Origin of the sequence: Actinopolyspora mortivallis DSM 44261, from assembly GCF_000384035.1 — a bacterium.
Lineage (GTDB): Bacteria > Actinomycetota > Actinomycetes > Mycobacteriales > Pseudonocardiaceae > Actinopolyspora > Actinopolyspora mortivallis.
Window position 1 is genome coordinate 1,161,487 of record NZ_KB913024.1, and the last position, 17,479, is coordinate 1,178,965.

At 68.8% G+C, this 17,479-nt stretch carries 15 protein-coding genes and 2 pseudogenes; 15 read left to right on the forward strand and 2 right to left on the reverse strand.

Annotated elements, in window-relative coordinates:
- Positions 1-9: 9 nt before the first annotated feature.
- From ACTMO_RS0105705 to ACTMO_RS0105750, 10 genes are all read left to right on the forward strand, one after another.
- A complete protein-coding gene (locus ACTMO_RS0105705) occupies positions 10-1,035 on the forward strand; it encodes a beta/alpha barrel domain-containing protein (protein ID WP_084792309.1) in 1,026 nt (341 codons plus the stop codon).
- An 83-nt stretch (positions 1,036-1,118) separates the two neighbouring features.
- Positions 1,119-3,269: an excinuclease ABC subunit UvrC gene (uvrC, locus tag ACTMO_RS20420; protein WP_019853707.1), complete on the forward strand. Its 2,151-nt coding sequence runs from the start codon at positions 1,119-1,121 to the stop codon at positions 3,267-3,269.
- 3 nt (positions 3,270-3,272) lie between these two features.
- Positions 3,273-4,151, forward strand: coding sequence for an RNase adapter RapZ (gene rapZ, locus ACTMO_RS0105715; RefSeq protein ID WP_019853708.1), 879 nt, complete (start codon positions 3,273-3,275; stop codon positions 4,149-4,151).
- Positions 4,148-5,155 carry a gluconeogenesis factor YvcK family protein gene (locus ACTMO_RS0105720; RefSeq protein WP_019853709.1) on the forward strand — a complete coding sequence of 336 codons (1,008 nt, stop codon included), beginning with the start codon at positions 4,148-4,150 and terminating at the stop codon, positions 5,153-5,155. The genes rapZ and ACTMO_RS0105720 overlap by 4 nt, the downstream gene beginning before the upstream one ends.
- Positions 5,146-6,162 (forward strand): DNA-binding protein WhiA, encoded by a 1,017-nt coding sequence (gene whiA, locus ACTMO_RS0105725; RefSeq protein ID WP_019853710.1) that lies wholly within the window; start codon positions 5,146-5,148, stop codon positions 6,160-6,162. Before ACTMO_RS0105720 ends, whiA begins: the two co-directional genes overlap by 10 nt.
- A gap of 354 nt (positions 6,163-6,516) precedes the next feature.
- Entirely contained in the window at positions 6,517-7,527 is a 1,011-nt protein-coding gene (gene gap / locus ACTMO_RS0105730) for a type I glyceraldehyde-3-phosphate dehydrogenase (protein ID WP_019853711.1), read from the forward strand.
- Positions 7,528-7,690: 163 nt separating this feature from the next.
- Positions 7,691-8,893, forward strand: coding sequence for a phosphoglycerate kinase (locus ACTMO_RS0105735; RefSeq protein WP_019853712.1), 1,203 nt, complete (start codon positions 7,691-7,693; stop codon positions 8,891-8,893).
- Positions 8,894-8,895: 2 nt separating this feature from the next.
- Positions 8,896-9,681 carry a triose-phosphate isomerase gene (tpiA, locus tag ACTMO_RS0105740; protein ID WP_019853713.1) on the forward strand — a complete coding sequence of 262 codons (786 nt, stop codon included), beginning with the start codon at positions 8,896-8,898 and terminating at the stop codon, positions 9,679-9,681.
- A gap of 168 nt (positions 9,682-9,849) precedes the next feature.
- Complete coding sequence (secG, locus tag ACTMO_RS0105745) at positions 9,850-10,086, forward strand: preprotein translocase subunit SecG (RefSeq protein ID WP_019853714.1); 237 nt, start codon at positions 9,850-9,852, stop codon at positions 10,084-10,086.
- 101 nt (positions 10,087-10,187) lie between these two features.
- Positions 10,188-10,544, forward strand: coding sequence for an RNA polymerase-binding protein RbpA (locus tag ACTMO_RS0105750; protein WP_157062799.1), 357 nt, complete (start codon positions 10,188-10,190; stop codon positions 10,542-10,544).
- Between the two features lie 92 nt (positions 10,545-10,636).
- Here the strand turns inward: ACTMO_RS0105750 and ACTMO_RS24015 are convergent.
- A pseudogene (locus ACTMO_RS24015) lies at positions 10,637-11,192 on the reverse strand (NADAR family protein).
- Positions 11,193-11,533: 341 nt separating this feature from the next.
- Positions 11,534-12,007 carry a DUF4352 domain-containing protein gene (locus tag ACTMO_RS23635; RefSeq protein ID WP_084792310.1) on the reverse strand — a complete coding sequence of 158 codons (474 nt, stop codon included), beginning with the start codon at positions 12,005-12,007 and terminating at the stop codon, positions 11,534-11,536.
- On the opposite strand from ACTMO_RS23635, the gene ACTMO_RS23395 reads away from it, so the two are divergent.
- The 5 genes and pseudogenes from ACTMO_RS23395 (at position 11,983) to ACTMO_RS0105785 (ending at position 17,455) form a co-directional block, all read left to right on the forward strand.
- Entirely contained in the window at positions 11,983-12,258 is a 276-nt protein-coding gene (locus ACTMO_RS23395; RefSeq protein WP_026448914.1) for a protein kinase domain-containing protein, read from the forward strand. The genes ACTMO_RS23635 and ACTMO_RS23395 overlap by 25 nt on opposite strands.
- Positions 12,255-12,341: pseudogene (locus ACTMO_RS24020) on the forward strand (hypothetical protein); the annotation flags it as partial. The gene ACTMO_RS23395 and the pseudogene ACTMO_RS24020, both read left to right, overlap by 4 nt.
- 152 nt (positions 12,342-12,493) lie before the next feature.
- Positions 12,494-12,892: a tetratricopeptide repeat protein gene (locus tag ACTMO_RS23640; protein WP_026448915.1), complete on the forward strand. Its 399-nt coding sequence runs from the start codon at positions 12,494-12,496 to the stop codon at positions 12,890-12,892.
- A 124-nt stretch (positions 12,893-13,016) separates the two neighbouring features.
- The gene (locus ACTMO_RS0105780; RefSeq protein WP_026448916.1) at positions 13,017-15,110 is read left to right on the forward strand and encodes a UvrD-helicase domain-containing protein; all 2,094 of its coding nucleotides are present in this window, start codon (positions 13,017-13,019) and stop codon (positions 15,108-15,110) included.
- A gap of 65 nt (positions 15,111-15,175) precedes the next feature.
- Entirely contained in the window at positions 15,176-17,455 is a 2,280-nt protein-coding gene (locus ACTMO_RS0105785) for a GmrSD restriction endonuclease domain-containing protein (protein WP_019853720.1), read from the forward strand.
- Positions 17,456-17,479 lie beyond the last annotated feature (24 nt).

Below are 17,479 nucleotides of genomic sequence, written 5' to 3' on the forward strand. Positions count from 1 at the left end.
GGAGAGATCGTGAGTTTGGCCCGGGAGCGCAACCTGCGGTTGGTTCGTGCCGACGAGACGGCGGGACCGCACGTGCGGTTGGGGGACATACGGCTGCGGAACCGTCTGGTGACTTCCTCCAGCCTGCTGGGCTACGGCGTGGCCAACTCCCGGCTCATTCCCTACGGCATGAGTCCCATCTCGCGGTTCGTCCCCCTGGAGCGTTTCGGGGCCGTGACCACGCGGACCCTGACGGTCGAACCCCGGGAGGGCCACTTCACGAACAAGGACGTGTGGTCGCTGCGGGAGCTTCCCGGTCTGCTGCGTCGCTACGGCCGCGCGCTGCGGCGGGTCGACGGGGGATGGTTGAACGCCTTCGGCTGGTGCAACGTCGGGATCGACACCTACCTGCGGGACTACTATCCCCGAACCCGGGGGCAGAACACGATCATCTCGGTCGGCGGTTTCTCCGCCGAGGAGTTCGTCACGCTGGTGGACCGGATCAACGCCGCCGTCCCCCCCGGGGAGATCGCGGCGGTGGAGTTCAACGTCTCCTGCCACAACGTCAACTTCGACTTCAACGCGATCATCGACTCGGTGCTGGCCGAGGCCGTGCCCCGCAGTGACCACCCGGTCATCCTCAAACTCTCACCGGACTACGACTACCTCCAGCACGCGCGGCTGGCCGCGCGGCACGGCGTGTCCGCGCTGACCGCGATCAACACCGTCAAGGGGCTGCGGCTGGATCCGGAGACCGGTGACCCCCTGCTGGCCAACGGGTTCGGCGGTCTGTCCGGCAAGGCGATCAAGCCCGTGGGGCTGCGGGTGGTCTCCGAGCTGCGCAACGCGGGAGTGACCCTGCCCGTCATCGCCACCGGCGGCATCCGTGACTTCGACGACTGCCGCGAGTACTTCTGGGCGGGGGCCGACGCGGTCAGTCTGGGCAGCGCCAGCTGGTTCGCCAGCTACCCCGGCTACGCGCTGTCGCCGTTGTACGCCCTGCGTATCCGGTCCCTGCTGCGGCGGATCGAGAACTACCGGCCGCCACGGCGGTGAGCCGTTCGACGGCGGGGCCCGGGCCCGACCGCGCGGAGCACCGTCTTGGTCAACCCCGCCGGGGACGCACGTAGGCTGGGGGCGTGGCCGATCCGTCCACCTACCGACCAGCTCCGGGAACCATCCCGACCTCGCCCGGCGTGTACCGCTTCCACGACGGCGACGGGCGGGTCATCTACGTCGGGAAGGCGAAGAACCTGCGCAGCAGGCTCGCCTCCTACTTCGCCGACCTGTCCGCGCTGCATCCGCGCACCCGACAGATGGTGACCACGGCCACCGGGGTGCGGTGGACCGTGGTCAACACCGAGGTGGAGGCGTTGCAGCTGGAGTACTCCTGGATCAAGGAGTACGACCCCCGCTTCAACGTCCGCTACCGCGACGACAAGTCCTATCCGGTGCTGGCCGTGACCCTGCACGAGCGGTTCCCCCGGCTGCACGTCTACCGCGGTCCGCGTCGCAAGGGAGTGCGTTACTTCGGCCCCTACGCCCACGCCTGGGCGATCCGGGAGACCCTGGACATGCTGTTGCGGGTCTTTCCCGCGCGGACCTGCTCCAACGGGGTGTTCAAGCGTCACGCCCAGATCGGGCGCCCGTGCCTGCTGGGCTACATCGACAAGTGCTCCGCGCCCTGTGTCGGGCGGGTCGACGCCGAGGAGCACCGCCGCATCGTCGACGAGTTCTGCGACTTCCTGTCCGGACGCACCGACGCGATGATGCGCAGGCTGCGACAGCGGATGGAGGAGGCCTCCGCCGAGCTCGAGTTCGAGCGTGCCGCCCGGCTGCGGGACGACCTGGAGGCGCTCCGGCACGCGATGGAGAAGCAGGCCGTGGTACTCGGCGACGGCACCGACGCGGACGTGGCGGCCTTCGCCGAGGACGAGCTGGCAGCGGCCGTGCAGGTCTTCCACGTGCGGGGCGGACGGGTGCGCGGCCAGCGCGGCTGGGTCATCGACAAGGTCGAGCGCACCGACACCGCCGAGCTGGTCGAACAGTTCCTCACCCAGTTCTACGGCGAGCAGGCGGCCCTGGCCGACCAGGCCGACGCGGGTGGCGGGTCGCCGGTGCCGCGTGAGGTGTTGGTTCCGGAACTGCCCGAGGACCCGGAGGCCGTGGGGCAGTGGCTCGGCGAGCTCCGGGGGAGCAGGGTGCGGCTGCGGGTCCCGCAGCGGGGGGACAAGCGCAGCCTGTTGGAGACCGTGCGCCGCAACGCCGAGGAGGCCTTCCGCCAGTACAAGCTGCGGCGCGCCGGGGACATCAGCGCGCGTTCGGCCGCCCTGCAGGAGTTGCAGGAGGCGCTCGGGCTGGACAGCGCCCCGCTGCGCATCGAGTGCGTCGACATCAGCCATGTTCAGGGCAGCGACGTGGTGGGCTCCCTGGTCGTCTTCGAGGACGGGATGGCCCGCAAGTCCGAGTACCGCCGTTTCGCTGTGCGCGGGGGGTCCGAGGGCGGGGACACCGCCGCCGTGGCCGAGGTGGTGCGTCGCAGGTTCGAGCGCTACCTCCGGGAGACCGCCGAGTCCGTGGAGGGGCCGACACCTCGGCGGGTGCGGCCGGACGCGACCACGAGCGCGGTCCCCACGAGCGGGACGTCCGAGGACGACTCCGCCGGTGCCGCGCGGGATCCGGGCGACGCCGGGGTCGACCCGGAGACCGGCAAGCCGCGCAGGTTCGCCTATCCGCCGAACCTGCTCGTGGTCGACGGCGGGGCTCCGCAGGCCAACGCGGCGGCCGACGAACTGGCCGAGCTCGGCATCACCGACGTCGCCGTGGTGGGGCTGGCCAAACGACTGGAGGAGGTGTGGTTGCCGGCCGAGCCGGATCCGGTGATCCTGCCCCGCACCAGCGAGGGGCTGTACCTGCTGCAACGGGTACGCGACGAGGCGCACCGCTTCGCCGTCAGCTACCACCGCAGGAAACGCTCCGAACGGGTGAGCGCCTCCGAGCTCGACGGGATCCCGGGGTTGGGTCAGACCCGCAAGAAGGCTCTGCTCACCCACTTCGGGTCGGTGCGCGCGATCCGGCGTGCCACGGTGGAGGAGATAGCGGCCGTGCCCGGTTTCGGCCGACGCACGGCGGAGACGGTGCACCGGGCGTTGGGCGGTGACCGCGACGATGCCGGTTCCGGGGACGGGAGCGGGTTTCGACAGAGCACGGTTCCGTCGGAGGATCCCGACGGGACGGTTCCGGCAACGGGACCGGAACACGACGGGGGAGAACGGTATTCAGGGGGTTGAGCAGTGACCGAGGAGAAGACGGGTATGGAGGTCGCGGTCGTCAGCGGGCTGTCCGGGGCCGGACGGAGCACCGCCGCGAAGTGCCTGGAGGATCTCGGGTGGTTCGTGGTGGACAACCTTCCTCCGGAACTGATCTCGACGATGGTGGAGCTGGGGGCGCGTTCCAGCGACGCGATCACCAGGGTCGCGGTGGTGATGGACGTGCGCAGCCGGGCCTTCACCGAGGATCTCGGCGCGGTGATCAAGGACCTGGACGCACGTGGCTACAAGCCGAGGGTGCTGTTCCTCGAAGCCACCGACGAGGTGCTGGTGCGGCGCTTCGAGCAGGTACGGCGCGGCCACCCGTTGCAGGGGGAGGGCAGGCTCTCCGACGGCATCGCGGCCGAGCGCTCCCTGCTCGCCAAGCTCCGCGCGGAGGCGGACCTGGTGCTGGACACCACCGGACTGTCGGTGCACCAGTTGCGCGCCAAGATCGAGGACGCCTTCGGCACCGAGGCCTCCACCCGGACGAGGGTCACCGTGCTCTCCTTCGGCTACAAGTACGGCCTGCCGATGGACGCGGATCTGGTGATGGACTGCCGCTTCCTGCCGAACCCGTTCTGGATCCCTGAGCTGCGGGACTTCAACGGCACGGCCGAGGAGGTGCGTAACTACGTGCTCGGCCAGGAGGGGGCCGAGGAGTTCCTCGGCAACTACCAGCGTCTGCTGCGCCTGGTCGGCACCGGCTACCAGCGCGAGGGCAAGCGCTACCTGACCCTGGCCATGGGGTGCACCGGCGGCAAGCACCGCAGCGTGGTGCTGGCCGAGGAACTGGCGAGACGACTTTCCGAGGAGGAGGGGTTGACGGTCAAGACCGTTCACCGTGATCTGGGGCGCGAATGAGTGCCCCGGTCTCGGGGGAGTCCGGGGGGACTTCCCGCCCGTTGCGTGCGGTGGCCCTCGGCGGGGGGCACGGTCTCCAGATGAGTCTCGCGGCGCTGCGACGCGTCACCACCGACATCACCGCCGTGGTGACCGTGGCCGACGACGGGGGGTCCTCCGGTCGGCTGCGGCGGGAACTGGGGATGCTGCCGCCCGGTGACCTGCGCAAGGCCCTGTCGGCGCTGGCTTCCGAACGGGACTCCGAGCGGGTCTGGGGCCGGTTGTTCGAACACCGTTTCGGTGGCAACGGGGCGCTGGCGGGACACGCCGTGGGAAACCTGGTGTTCGCCGGTCTGCTGGAGGTGCTCGGCGATCCGATAGCCGTGTTGGACCGGGCCTGCGAACTGCTCGGCGTCCAGGGGCGGGTGCTGCCCATGTCGCTCGAACCGCTGGACATGGAGGCCGAGGTCGTCGGGTTGGACGAGGACCGGGACGCGGTACGCACCATCCGGGGGCAGGTGGCCATCGCCAGCACTCCCGGACGGGTCAAGCGGGTGCGGCTGACCGCCGCCAACGGGCAGGCACACCCCCCACGCGCGGCGCCGGAGGCGGTACGGGCGGTGCTCGACGCCGACGTGGTGCTGTTGGGTCCCGGTTCGTGGTTCACCAGTGTGCTGCCGCACCTGCTCGTCCCGGAGCTGCGCGAGGCCTTGGTGAACACCACCGCTCAGCGGATCGTGGTACTCAATCTTGTCCCGCAACCGGGTGAAACTGCGGATTTCTCCCCCGAGCAGCATCTCGACGTGATCGCCGAACACGCCCCGAAACTGCGGGTGGACGCGGTACTGGCCGACACCGACGCCGTTCCCACTCCCGATCGACTTCGTGCTGCGGCGGCCGAACTTGGTGCGCAGACTTTGCTTGATCGGGTCGCCGCCACGACGGCTTCGGGACGACACGAACCGGATGCTCTCGCGGCGAGCCTGACAGCCGCACTGGAGAGGAGGACGGACCGGTGGCGATGACCGCGGCGGTCAAGGACGAACTGAGCAGGCTGCCCACCACCAAGGCCTGCTGCCGCAGAGCCGAGGTGTCCTCGCTGTTGCGTTTCGCGGGCGGGCTGCATCTCGTCGGAGGACGGATCGTGGTGGAGGCCGAGCTCGACTCGGGCTCCACCGCGCGCAGACTGCGTCGGGAGCTGCACGAGCTGTACGGATATCACTCCGACGTGCACGTGATCACCTCGGGCGGGTTGCGTAAGGGAACCCGCTACGTGGTGCGTGTGGTACGCGAGGGGGACGGTCTGGCCAGACAGACCGGGCTGCTCGACCCCAGGGGGCGGCCGGTGCGGGGACTTCCCTCCCAGGTGGTCTCGGGGGGTGTCTGCGATGCCGAGGCGGCGTGGCGCGGGGCCTTCCTCGCCCACGGCTCGCTGACCGAACCGGGGCGTTCCTCGGCGCTGGAGGTCACCTGCCCGGGCCCGGAGGCGGCGCTGGCCCTGGTCGGTGCCGCACGCAGACTCGACGTCCAGGCCCGCTCCCGGGAGGTGCGGGGCACCGACCGGGTGGTGGTGCGCGACGGGGATGCCATCGGCGCCCTGTTGACGCGGCTCGGGGCCCACAACAGCGTGATGACCTGGGAGGAACGCCGGGTACGGCGCGAGGTGCGCGCCACGGCCAACAGGCTGGCCAACTTCGACGACGCCAACCTGCGCCGTTCGGCCCGGGCGGCCGTGGCCTCGGCGGCCCGGGTGGAACGCGGGCTGGAGCTGCTCGGCAGCTCGGTGCCCGAACACCTGCTGGTGGCGGGCAAACTCCGGCTCGCCCACCGGCAGGCCTCGCTGGAGGAGCTGGGCCAGCTGGCGGACCCGCCGATGACCAAGGACGCCGTGGCCGGGCGGATCCGACGGCTGCTGGCCATGGCGGACAAACGGGCCCGCGAGCTGAACCTGCCCGACACCGAGTCCGCCGTCACCGCGGAACTGCTGGAGTCCGGGGTCGACGGAATGCTCGGTGAGGAACAGGCGGGCTGAAGCCACGCTGCCGAGGCCGCCGGGAAAGCCCACTTTTCCGGCGGCTTTTTCGTGTTCGCCCGGCGCGGTCGGTGGGCGGGAGACGCTCGCGACTCGCCTCTCCGGGTGAGAAATCGCCCGCCGCGGGATTCCACGGGCCGGGAACCGACCACCACCCGCGCGGAGTGCGCGGGACTCCGCGCCCGACAACGTCCGTGCCCGGCGGTTTCTCCTCCGTGGAACGGGGAGGTTCCCGATGCTGCGGTGCTCTCCCTATGCGCGCACGACCGCCCGTGGGCGATAGGGTCTGTGGCGAGTCCATACAACCGCCACCTGCCGATGATTCGGCACGGTAAGTCGCGAGGAGAGATCGGCGTGACCGTTCGCGTAGGTATCAACGGCTTCGGCCGGATCGGACGCAACTTCTGGCGCGCGGCACTCGCCAGCGAGCACGACATCGAGGTCGTGGCCGCGAATGACCTGGGCGACGTCGCGACCATGGCGCACCTGCTCAAGTACGACAGCGTGCTCGGTCAGCTTTCCGAAGAGGTCACCGTGGTCGACGACGGGATCAGGGTCGGCGACAGGACCATCAGGATCCTCGCCGAGAAGGATCCCGGCAAGCTGCCCTGGTCGGACCTGGGGGTCGACGTCGTCGTCGAGTCCACCGGCCTGTTCACCAACGCCGAGGACGCCCGTAAGCACGTGGACCAGGGAGGCGCGAAGAAGGTCCTGGTCTCCGCCCCGGCCAAGGGCGAGGACCTGACCCTGGTGCTCGGTGTCAACGACGAGGCCTACGACGGCTCGCAGACCGTGCTGTCCAACGCCTCGTGCACCACCAACTGCCTGGCTCCGATGGCCAAGGTGCTGCACGACAACTTCGGCATCGAGTACGGCCAGATGACCACCGTGCACGCCTACACCGCCGACCAGAACCTGCAGGACGGTCCGCACAAGGACCTGCGCCGGGCGCGTGCCGCCGCCGTCAACGTGATCCCCACCAGCACCGGAGCGGCCAAGGCGATCGGTCTGGTGCTGCCCGAGCTCAACGGCAAGCTGGACGGCTACGCCATGCGCGTGCCGGTTCCGACCGGCTCGGTCACCGACCTGACCGCGACGCTGAACTCCAGCGTCACCGAGGAGCAGGTCAACGAGGCGTTCCGGGCCGCCGCCGAGCAGGGCCCGCTCAAGGGCGTGCTCCGCTACAGCGAGGACCCGATCGTGTCCAGCGACATCGAGGGTGACCCGTTCTCGACCATCTTCGACGCGCCGCTGACCAAGGTGATCGGCAACCAGGTGAAGATCGTCGGCTGGTACGACAACGAGTGGGGCTACTCCAACCGGCTGGTGGACGTGGTCAACCTCGTCGGTTCCAGGCTCTCCTGAGCGCCCGCGTCGGGGTCGCGGAGACGGCCCCGACGGGTGGACTCCGGCCCCGGGCGGCGGCCCGGGGCCGCGTGAGTCCGACCACGGGCGTTCCGGCCACGGGGACGTCCGTGCAAGCACTGCAATCCATCGACGGTGTATCCCCTTGGCGAGGAGCCACAGCGTGAAGAATCTCGACGACTTGCTGGGCGAGGGGGTTCGGGGCAGGTACGTGCTGGTGCGTACCGATCTGAACGTCCCGCTGGACGGCGAAACCATCACCGACGACGGCAGGGTGCGTGCCGCGCTCCCGACGATCGAGAAGTTGACCTCGGCCGGGGCACGCGTGGTCGTCACCGCCCATCTCGGCAGGCCCGAGGGCGCTCCGGACTCCCGGTACTCGCTGACCCCGGTGGCCCGCAGGCTCGGGCAGCTGCTGGGTTCCGAGGTCGCCCTGGCCGAGGACGTGGTCGGTTCCTCGGCGCACGAGGTGGTCGGCGGTCTGGCCGAGGGCCGGGTGGCACTGCTGCAGAACGTGCGTTTCGACCCCAGGGAGACGAGCAAGGACGACGCCGAGCGCGGCGAGCTGGCCGACCGCCTCGTCGAGCTCGTCGGGGACTCGGCCGCGTTCGTCTCGGACGGGTTCGGTGTGGTGCACCGCAAGCAGGCCTCGGTCTACGACGTCGCCACCAGGCTGTCCTCCTACGCGGGCGGGCTGGTGCTCGACGAGGTCGAGGTGCTGCGCACGTTGACCGGCGACCCGCACCGGCCCTACGTGGTGGTGCTCGGCGGATCCAAGGTCTCGGACAAGCTCGGGGTCATCAACGCGCTGCTGCCGAAGGTGGACAGCCTGGTCATCGGCGGCGGAATGGCCTACACCTTCCTGGCAGCCCAGGGCAACCAGGTCGGGGACTCGCTGTTGCAGCAGGACCAGATCTCCACCACCAAGCGGCTGCTGGACGAGCACGGCGACAAGCTGGTGCTGCCGGTGGACGTGGTGGTGGCCGACCGGTTCGCCGACGACGCGAACACCCAGGTGGTTCCTGCCGACGCCGTGCCGGCGGGCTGGCAGGGCCTGGACGTCGGCCCGCGCAGTGTGGAGCGCTACGCCGAGATCCTCGGCTCGGCCCGCACCGTGTTCTGGAACGGCCCTATGGGCGTGTTCGAGTTCCCCACCTTCGCGGAGGGCACCCGCGGGGTGGCCCGGGCGATCGCCGAGTCCGAGGCGTTCAGCGTCGTCGGCGGTGGGGACTCGGCCGCCGCGGTGCGCACGCTCGGGCTGGACGAGCAGCGGTTCTCGCACATCTCCACCGGTGGAGGAGCTTCGCTCGAGTTCCTGGAGGGCAAGCGGCTCCCCGGCGTGTCCGTCCTGGAAGGTGAGGGCTGATCATGGCCAGACAACCGTTGCTCGCGGGCAACTGGAAGATGAACCTCAACCACCTCGAGGCGATCGCCCTGGTGCAGAAGATCGCCTTCGCCCTGCCGGAGAAGTACTTCGACCGGGTCGAGGTGGCGGTGCTTCCCCCGTTCACCGACCTGCGCAGTGTGCAGACCCTGATCGACGGTGACAAGCTGCTGCTCCGGCACGGTGCCCAGGACGTCTCCCCGCACGACTCGGGGGCCTACACCGGCGACGTCTCGGCGCCCATGCTGGCCAAGCTCGGCTGCGCCTACGTGGTGGTGGGCCACTCCGAGCGCAGGGAGTACCACGCCGAGACCGACGAACTCGTCAACAGGAAGGTGCGGGCCGTGCTCAAGCACGAGATGGCCCCGATCCTGTGCGTGGGCGAGTCCTTGGAGGTGCGGGAGTCCGGCGCGCACGTGCGGCACTGCACCAACCAGCTCCTCGAAGGGCTGAAGGGGCTTCGACAGGAGCAGGTGGCCCGCAGCGTGATCGCCTACGAGCCGGTGTGGGCCATCGGTACCGGCAAGGTGGCCACCGCCGAGGACGCCCAGGAGGTCTGTGGGGCGCTGCGCACGGCGCTGACCGACAAGTACGGTTCCGAGGTCGCCGAACAGGTGCGGGTGCTCTACGGGGGCTCGGTCAAGTCCAGCAACGTCTCCGAGCTGCTCGGCCAGCACGACATCGACGGTGCGCTGGTCGGCGGTGCCAGCCTCAACGGCGACGAGTTCGCCAAGATGAGCGCCTTGGCGGCGGGCGGACCGCTGCCGTGACGGGCTCCGTGGTGGGTGGCAGCCCGCCCACCACGGACACGACTTCTTGCGGTTCGCGCGGGGCACCCCGCCGTGGGCCCGTTGTGAGGGTGCTGATACGAACGGTGGCCCACAGTCGCCCGCCCATTCGGTAGGCTTGCCGCGAACCGTGGTGTGAACGAGGACGTTATGACACTTTTGCTGCAGATCATGGTCCTGGTGACCAGCGTCATGCTGGTGCTGCTCGTACTGCTGCACCGGGCGAAGGGCGGTGGGCTGTCCTCGCTGTTCGGCGGCGGGATGCAGTCCAACCTGGCCGGGTCCAGCGTCGCGGAGAAGAACCTGGACAGGATGACGCTGTTCGTCATCGCCCTGTGGGTGATCTCGATCGTGGGCACCGGCCTGCTGATCAAAATGGGAGCCTGACGGCACGTGGCCGGGCATCGCGGGTGCCCGGCCACGGTGATCTGCGGCCCGGTCCACCCGGTGTCCGTTTCGTTCGATGGTGGGACGGTGGGTGAAAGCTGTTGACCGACGGGAATGCGATACGGGGCATGCGGCTCGGTTCCGGAACGATCAGCGGGGACGTGGAGCGCGGGGAGTCCGCCCCGCGCCAGCAGGTGGAGTACTGGTGTGACAACGGCCACCGGGTTCGTCCCGCGTTCGCCGTGGACGCCCACGTTCCGGACACCTGGGAGTGCACGCGCTGCGGTCTTCCGGCCGGGCGGGACCGGGACAATCCTCCCGCCCCGAAGCGCACCGAGCCCTACAAGAGCCACTTCGCCTACGTGAAGGAGCGGCGCAGCGACGCCGACGGCATGGAGCTGCTGGACGAGGCGCTGCGCAAGCTGCGCGAGCGGCGGGGCCGTTCCGGCGAGCGGTAAGGACGGGAGCCGGTGGCTTCCGCCCCGGGCGGAAACCACCGGCTCGGTGGCCCGCGGGCGCCGATGCGGGACGGTGTTCGGCGCGGGGGCTCTCAGGCTGGGGCTTGCTGCTCACGCAGTCTCTGGCGTGCTTCGCCCAACGCGAAGCCGAGCAGGTTCAACCCCGGCCATCGTTCCGGATTCCGTGCGCGGGAGTCGTCCGCGGTGAGGCCGATGCCCCAGACCGTGTCGACCGGACTGGCCTCGACCAGTATCCGTTCTCCCGTGCCGAGCAGAAAACGGCACAGCTGATCGTGTTGTCCGAACTTCGCCACATTGCCGGCCGGCCACCACGGCAGAGAACCGCTCCCGTTCCCACACTCGCTGGTCGAATCCGGCTACCGTGCGCCCCAGCGCCCTGGCGCGGTGTGGATGTTCGGCCGCCAGGATGCGTTCCGCGGCCTCGTGGTCACCGAACAGTGTCGCCTTGCGCCACATCATGTAGTGCTCCGCGGTGGGGAAAAGGCGCTCGTGGGCGGTGAACGGAGCCGGCCACCACTGGCTCAGGCAGCCCCGGCCGGGGCTGCCGTCCCGTTGAGGGTGGTCTCCCCAGAAGAACACGAACTTCGTCCGCACGCCCTGTCGGAGACGTTCGACCAGTTCGGTCACACTGCGGACAGATCTCCGGGTGTTCGTGACACCGAGGTCTCCGTTCTCGCCGTGTTCGGTACCGGACACGCGGGTGATGTTACTTCCCGGACTGTTCCCCGCGGGGAGTGTCCCCGGCAGGGTCGGAGTTCGTTCCGGTGCGGGAGGAACCGTGTACCGACGGAGTTTCGCCGGTGTGCGCGATGCCGTGGCTCCTCTCGTGGTCCGGTGCCCGCAGGACCGGATCCCGGACCACGAGAAGGAAGGCGACCGTCCGGTGGCGTTCGGAGGTCGCCGCCGGAGTTCGTCGCACGGCCCGTGTTGTGGGCCGTTTCGAGGGGGTGGCGGGGACCGTCTTTCGGTCACACCCTGCCCGTGAAGTAGACCGTCTGGGCGGCGAACGCGTTCGGCTGGACACTGACCTTCAGTTCGCCCGGCTCCTCGGAGATCTCGAAGACCATGGTGTAGGAGACCTCGTCTCCGGGCGGCAGTTGGGTGTTCGGGAGCTGGTCGCCGGCGCTGTAGTTCTGCTGGGCGACCTTTCCGGCGTGCTGTGCGGTGATCGTGACGGAGCCGACGTTGTACTCGTCGTCACCGTTGTTGACCACGTGGACGTCGAACTGGACGTAGCGCTTTCCCTCCTGTGGCTGGAGGAACTGGTTGTCGCTGGTGTAGGGAGTCGGTTCCGAGATCGATATCGTCTCGCCACCCGGCCAGCTGTGGTTCTCCCCGAACGCGAGTTCGGTCGAGGATTCGGAGGAGCCGGAGTCGGGGTCGGAACCGGAGCCGGGGTCGGGGGCGGGCTGCTCGGGTGCCGAGGGGCTCCGCCGGAGGATCCGGCCTCGTTGATGGCGCTGACGAGTATCCCCTGGACCGCCACGGTGACCACGATCGCCAGTATTCCTCGATACTCACCGCCGCCCACCAGGCCCGGCTGGTGCATCGCGACCTCAAACCGGCCAACCTCATGCTGCAACCGGACGGCACCGTCAAAGTGCTCGACTTCGGACTGGCCGTGGCTCTCGACATGGCCGACATGTCCCGGTTGACCCGCACCGGCCAGCCCATCGGCACCCCGCCTACATGACCCCGGAACAGATCCAGGAAGCTACCAGCTCCGCCCACAGCGATCTCTACTCCCTGGGCTGTGTGCTCTACGAGATGCTCACCGGGCTACGGCTGTTCACCGGTTCGACCGCCTACGCCGTGATGCACAAACAGGTCTACGAGCGGCCGACGCCACTACGTGGACACCGTTCGGACATTCCGGCCGAGCTGGACGAGCTCGTCTCCGAATCGGCCTGCGGCTGGAATGGGCCAAGGTGCTGTTCGACGGTGGCCAGTACCAACGAGCCGGTCCCGTGTACCACACGTTGGCCACCGACCTGGCACAGCGGGACGGTCTCGACACCGAACTCGTTCTCCACTGCCGGTTGCGCAACGCCACCTGCCACGCCCTCGGTGGTAACCCCGGGCACGCGCTGCGGATCATGAACGGTCTGTTGGCCGACGAACGACGGGTGTTCGGTGACGAGCACCCCCGCACGCTGGACCTGCGGCGTCAGATCGGGATGATCCAGTTCGGTGCGGGCAGAACGGAGGAGGCCGAGACGACGCTGAGCGAGTTGCTCGACGATCTGCTCCGAACCCACGACCCGGAGCATCCCACCGTCGTCAAAGTGCGCGAACTGCTCGACGTCCTGCCCACTGGCGGGCGATGATCATCGGTGCGGGCCGGTGTTCCCCTGTGGGAACCGGCCGGACGTCGGCGGAAAACCCCTCGCGGTTCGACGGCGACGCGAAACGGACGACTGGGCGACACGGGACAGCGGCAGGGAGACACAGGTGGCCCGACTCGGTATCGACAAGGACTTCCTCCACGAGTTCACCAAACTCGAAAAAACGGTTCGGGATCGAGTGACCCGGACACTGGAGAAGTTCGAGGACATCAGTCACGCCGGAGCGCATCTGGAGAAGATCGCCAACGCGCGCGATCCCCGGTTCCGTTCCATCCGGATCAGCGACTTCTGGCGGGGGATCGTGCTGGCACCGGACTCGGGGGACAACTACACCCTACTCACCGTACGTCCGCACGACGACGCCTATGCCTGGGCGAGACGGCACCGGGCTTCGGTCAACGCCGCCACCGGACGCATCGAGCTCCGCGACGTCGCAGCGGTGGAGGACAGCATGCCCGCGTTGTCCCGGCTGGCCGAAACCGCCCCCAGCCGGCTGTTCGACCACGTCAAGGACTCCCAGCTGCGGCAGCTGGGAGTCGACGAGCAGACCCTGGAGTTCGCGCGGGTGCTGACGGACTCGACGCAGCTCGAGGCGGCCAAGTCGTTTTTGCCGTCCAACCAGTGGGACGTACTGTTCGGGCTGGCCGCTGGCTACACCCCCGAGCAGGTGTGGGCCGAACTGGCCGCCGAGGTGACCGAGGCGGGGTTCGACACCGAGGATCTGGACGCGGCCGTGGAGCGCAGTTCCGATCGAGTCGTCCTCGTCGACGGACCCGAGGAACTGATGGCGATATTCCGGCACCCGCTGGCGACGTGGCGGGTGTATCTCCATCCCAGGCAGCGTTTCGTGGTCGAGGCCTCCTACGGTGGCCCGGCCCGGGTCACCGGAGGCCCCGGCACCGGCAAGACGGTGGTGACGATGCACCGGGCCCACCGGTTGGCCACGAACGGGGAGGGACCGGTGCTGATGACCACCTTCACCGCGACCCTGGCCGACTCCCTGCGCACCGGCGTCGAGCTGCTCGTCGAGGACCCCGGGGTGCGCGAACGCATCGACGTGCGTCACGTGGACCAGCTCGCCAACCGGATCTTCCGCGAACACCACGGGCCTCCCACGATCCTGTCCTCCGAGGAGGAACGACGACTGTGGGACTCGGTCATTGCGGAGCTGGAGGTGCCGTTCACGGCCTCCTTCCTGGGTGAGGAATGGCGTCAGGTCGTGCTCGCCCGGCGGATCGGCAGTGCCGAGGAGTATCTGAACGCCAAACGCGACGGGCGGGGGCGCGGCCTCGGTTCCCGCCAGAAGGCCCGGGTCTGGCAGGCGGTCTGGGAGTTCGAGAACACGCTGCGGCGACGCGGGGTGTGGACCCATGAGACCGTCTGCGTCGAGGCGACCCGGCTGCTCGAACAGCGCGCCGAGAAGCCGTACCGACACGTGGTGGTCGACGAGGCCCAGGATCTCAGCCCGGTGCAGTGGCGGTTACTGCGCGCGGCCGTGCCCGAGCTGCCGAACGACGTCTTCCTGGCGGGGGACACGCACCAGCGCATCTACAACAACCGGGTGAGCCTGCGCGAGGTCGGGATCCAGGTGGTCGGACGGTCGAGCCGGTTGACCGTCAACTACCGCACCACCGCCGAGATCCTCGCCTGGAGTCTCGGCCTGCTGCGTGGCGAACGTATCGACGACATGGACGAGGGGCTCGCCTCCATCGCGGGATGCCGTTCGGAAGTGCGGGGTCGACACCCCCGTGTCCTCGGCTTTCCGACCAGGAACGCCGAGACCGAGCATCTGGTGACCACGGTGCGCGAGTGGATGGATGCCGGAGTACAACCCGGTGAGATCGGGGTGGCGGTGCGGTCGAACCGACTCGTTGACACGGTCATGGCCGCACTCGCCGGGGCCGGAGTTCCCCACGAGAAACTGTTCGGTGCCACTGGCGGCGACGAGCAGGCCGTCGCCGTGGGCACCATGCACCGGATGAAGGGGTTGGAGTTCCGTTGCCTGGCCGTGGTCGGAGTGACCGAGTACCACGTTCCGCCGGCCAGCGCGATCACCCCAGAGGAGGAGGATCCCGCGGCGCATCGTCGGGACACCCAGCGCGAGCGCTGTCTGCTGTTCGTCGCCTGCACCCGTGCCCGGGAACAGCTCGTCGTGTCCTGGCACGGCTCCAGGAGCCCGTTTCTGCCCGTCGAGGGCTGACACCGGTCGTGGTCGGAGCCTTCCGGACTCGCGCGAGACAGTCATGACAAGAGGAAAGGGAGACCATGCCCACGCTTTCCACCCTGCTGTACCAGATCGACTCCGGGTCGGTGCTGCTTCCCGAGTTCCAACGTGGTTACGTGTGGAACCGGGAGCAGGTGCGGGAGTTGATGCAGTCGCTGTACCGCGGACATCCGGTGGGTGGGCTGCTCATGTGGGAAACCGACGCCGAAGGGATCTCCGTCCGGGGAGAAACCGGGGGTAACCACGGTCCCCACCTGCTGTTGTTGGACGGCCAGCAGCGCATCACCTCACTCTACGGGGTGATACGTGGTCAGCCACCGGCCTTCTTCGAGGGAGACCAGAGCGCCTTCACCGGCCTGTACTTCAACGTCGCCGAGGAGAAGTTCGAGTTCTACGCGCCGTCCAGGATGGCCGAGGACTACCGCTGGGTGAACGTGACCAGACTCTTCCGGGAGAACCTCGGGGAGTACATCACGAGCTTCCAACAGCACGACCCGGACAATCTCGGTACCTACGTGGAGCGGTTGAACAGGCTGCACAACCTGCTGGAGCGGGAGTTCTACGCGGAGAAGATCACCGGGGACGACAAGAACGTCGACACGGTCGTCGACATCTTCAACCGGGTCAACTCGGGCGGGACGAAACTGTCCAAGGGGGACCTCGCGCTGGCCAAGATCTGCGCACAGTGGAGCGAGGCACGCGGTGAGATGCGCCGGACGCTGCGGACGTGGCACGAGGCCGGGTTCGACTTCACACTGGACTGGCTGTTGCGCAACGTCAACGCGGTGGCCACCGGGCGCGCCCTGTTCACCGCCTTGGACCATGTCTCGGCCGAGGAGTTCCGGGAGGCGTTGCACCGGTCCACCGGATACATAGGCCGGTTCCTCGACCTGGTCTCCGGCCGGCTCGGGCTGGACCACGACCGGGTGCTGATGGCCCGCTACGCCTTCCCCGTGGTCTCCCGGCTGTTGGAACTCAACGGCGGCCGCTTCGACGACAGCTCGCACCAGGACAAGGTGCTGTACTGGTACATCCACGCGGCGTTGTGGGGAAGGTTCGCCGGCTCGACCGAATCCTTCCTCCAGCGGGACTACGAAACCGTCGAACGAGCCGGCATCGACGGACTGATCACCGCGCTGGAGCGGTGGCGTGGCGGCAACCTCGACGTGCACGCCCACGATTTCGAGGGGTCGACGAAGGGGTCGCGTTTCTACCCGCTGCTGTACATGCTCACCAGGGTCAGACAGGCCCGGGACTTCGGCAGTGGGATACCGTTGCGCGCCGACTTGTTGGGCAGGAACTCCTCGCTGCAGGTTCACCACCTGTTCCCGAAGTCGCTGCTGTACCGGGCCGGCTACGAACGTTCGCAGGTCAACGCCATCGCCAACTTCTGTTTCCTGACCCAGGACACCAATCTGGTGGTGGGCAACAGGCCTCCGGAGGAGTACTTCGCCGAGGTGGAGGAGAAACATCCCGGGGTGCTGGCCTCGCAGTGGGTCCCCACCGACCCCGAGCTGTGGAAGATCGAGCGCTATCCCGAGTTCCTGCAGGCACGGCGTGAACTGTTGGCCGAGGCGGCACAGTCTTTTCTCACCGAGCTGCGTACGGGAGTGACCTCCGCGGAGCGGGTGGAGCTGCAACCGCTGTCGGTGGCCGCCGACGACGCGCTGGACGCCCGGGCCGCCCAGGTCAGTGGGCTGATTTCCGAACTCGTCGGGATGGGGTGCGCGTACCCGGCCACCGACACCGAGATCGCCGACCCGCGTACGGGACGGCCGCTGGCCGTGGCCGAGGCGTTCTGGCCCGACGGGTTGCAGACCGGTCAGGGCAGCCCGGTGGTGCTCGAACTCGACACCGCCGAGGCCGACCTCGCCCGTCTGGAGGAACTCGGCTACGAGGTGTTCACCTCGGTGGATGCGTTTCGTGGTTACGTGCGCCGTCGTAACCAGGGACAGGAGGAAACCTCCACGGAGGACGTCGACGCCGGCGAACAGCGACCCCGTCCCGATCCCACGCGGGAGCCGTTGGTGGCCGAGTTCGAGCAGCGGATGCGTTCGTTGTACGAACGTGGGCGGAAGGAAGCGCACTACACCGCGACGTACTTCCTGAGTATGCTCGCCGAGCACGGCGGTTTGGACACCGCGCGCAGGCTGCTGGCCGGGGCGGCCGTCTCCGACGGATTCGCCGCGCTCTGGGAACGCGGCAGGCTCGATCTCACCGTCGAGGCCCTGGTCATCCAGCCCAGGTTCGCCGAGCTGTTCTCCGCGGAGGAGCTTCGCACCGCCGAGCGTCGGCTCGAACAGTTCGGTTACGCCGCCTGAGACCCGCCGCCGGACCGGGCGAGC

Bases quoted from the DNA above. Each gene is read 5' to 3' on its own strand.
- secG (WP_019853714.1), top strand. From the start codon at position 9,850: ATGACACTTTTGCTGCAGATCATGGTCCTGGTGACCAGCGTCATGCTG.
- ACTMO_RS0105785 (WP_019853720.1), top strand. From the start codon at position 15,176: ATGCCCACGCTTTCCACCCTGCTGTACCAGATCGACTCCGGGTCGGTG.
- ACTMO_RS0105720 (WP_019853709.1), top strand. From the start codon at position 4,148: ATGAGTGCCCCGGTCTCGGGGGAGTCCGGGGGGACTTCCCGCCCGTTG.
- tpiA (WP_019853713.1), top strand. From the start codon at position 8,896: ATGGCCAGACAACCGTTGCTCGCGGGCAACTGGAAGATGAACCTCAAC.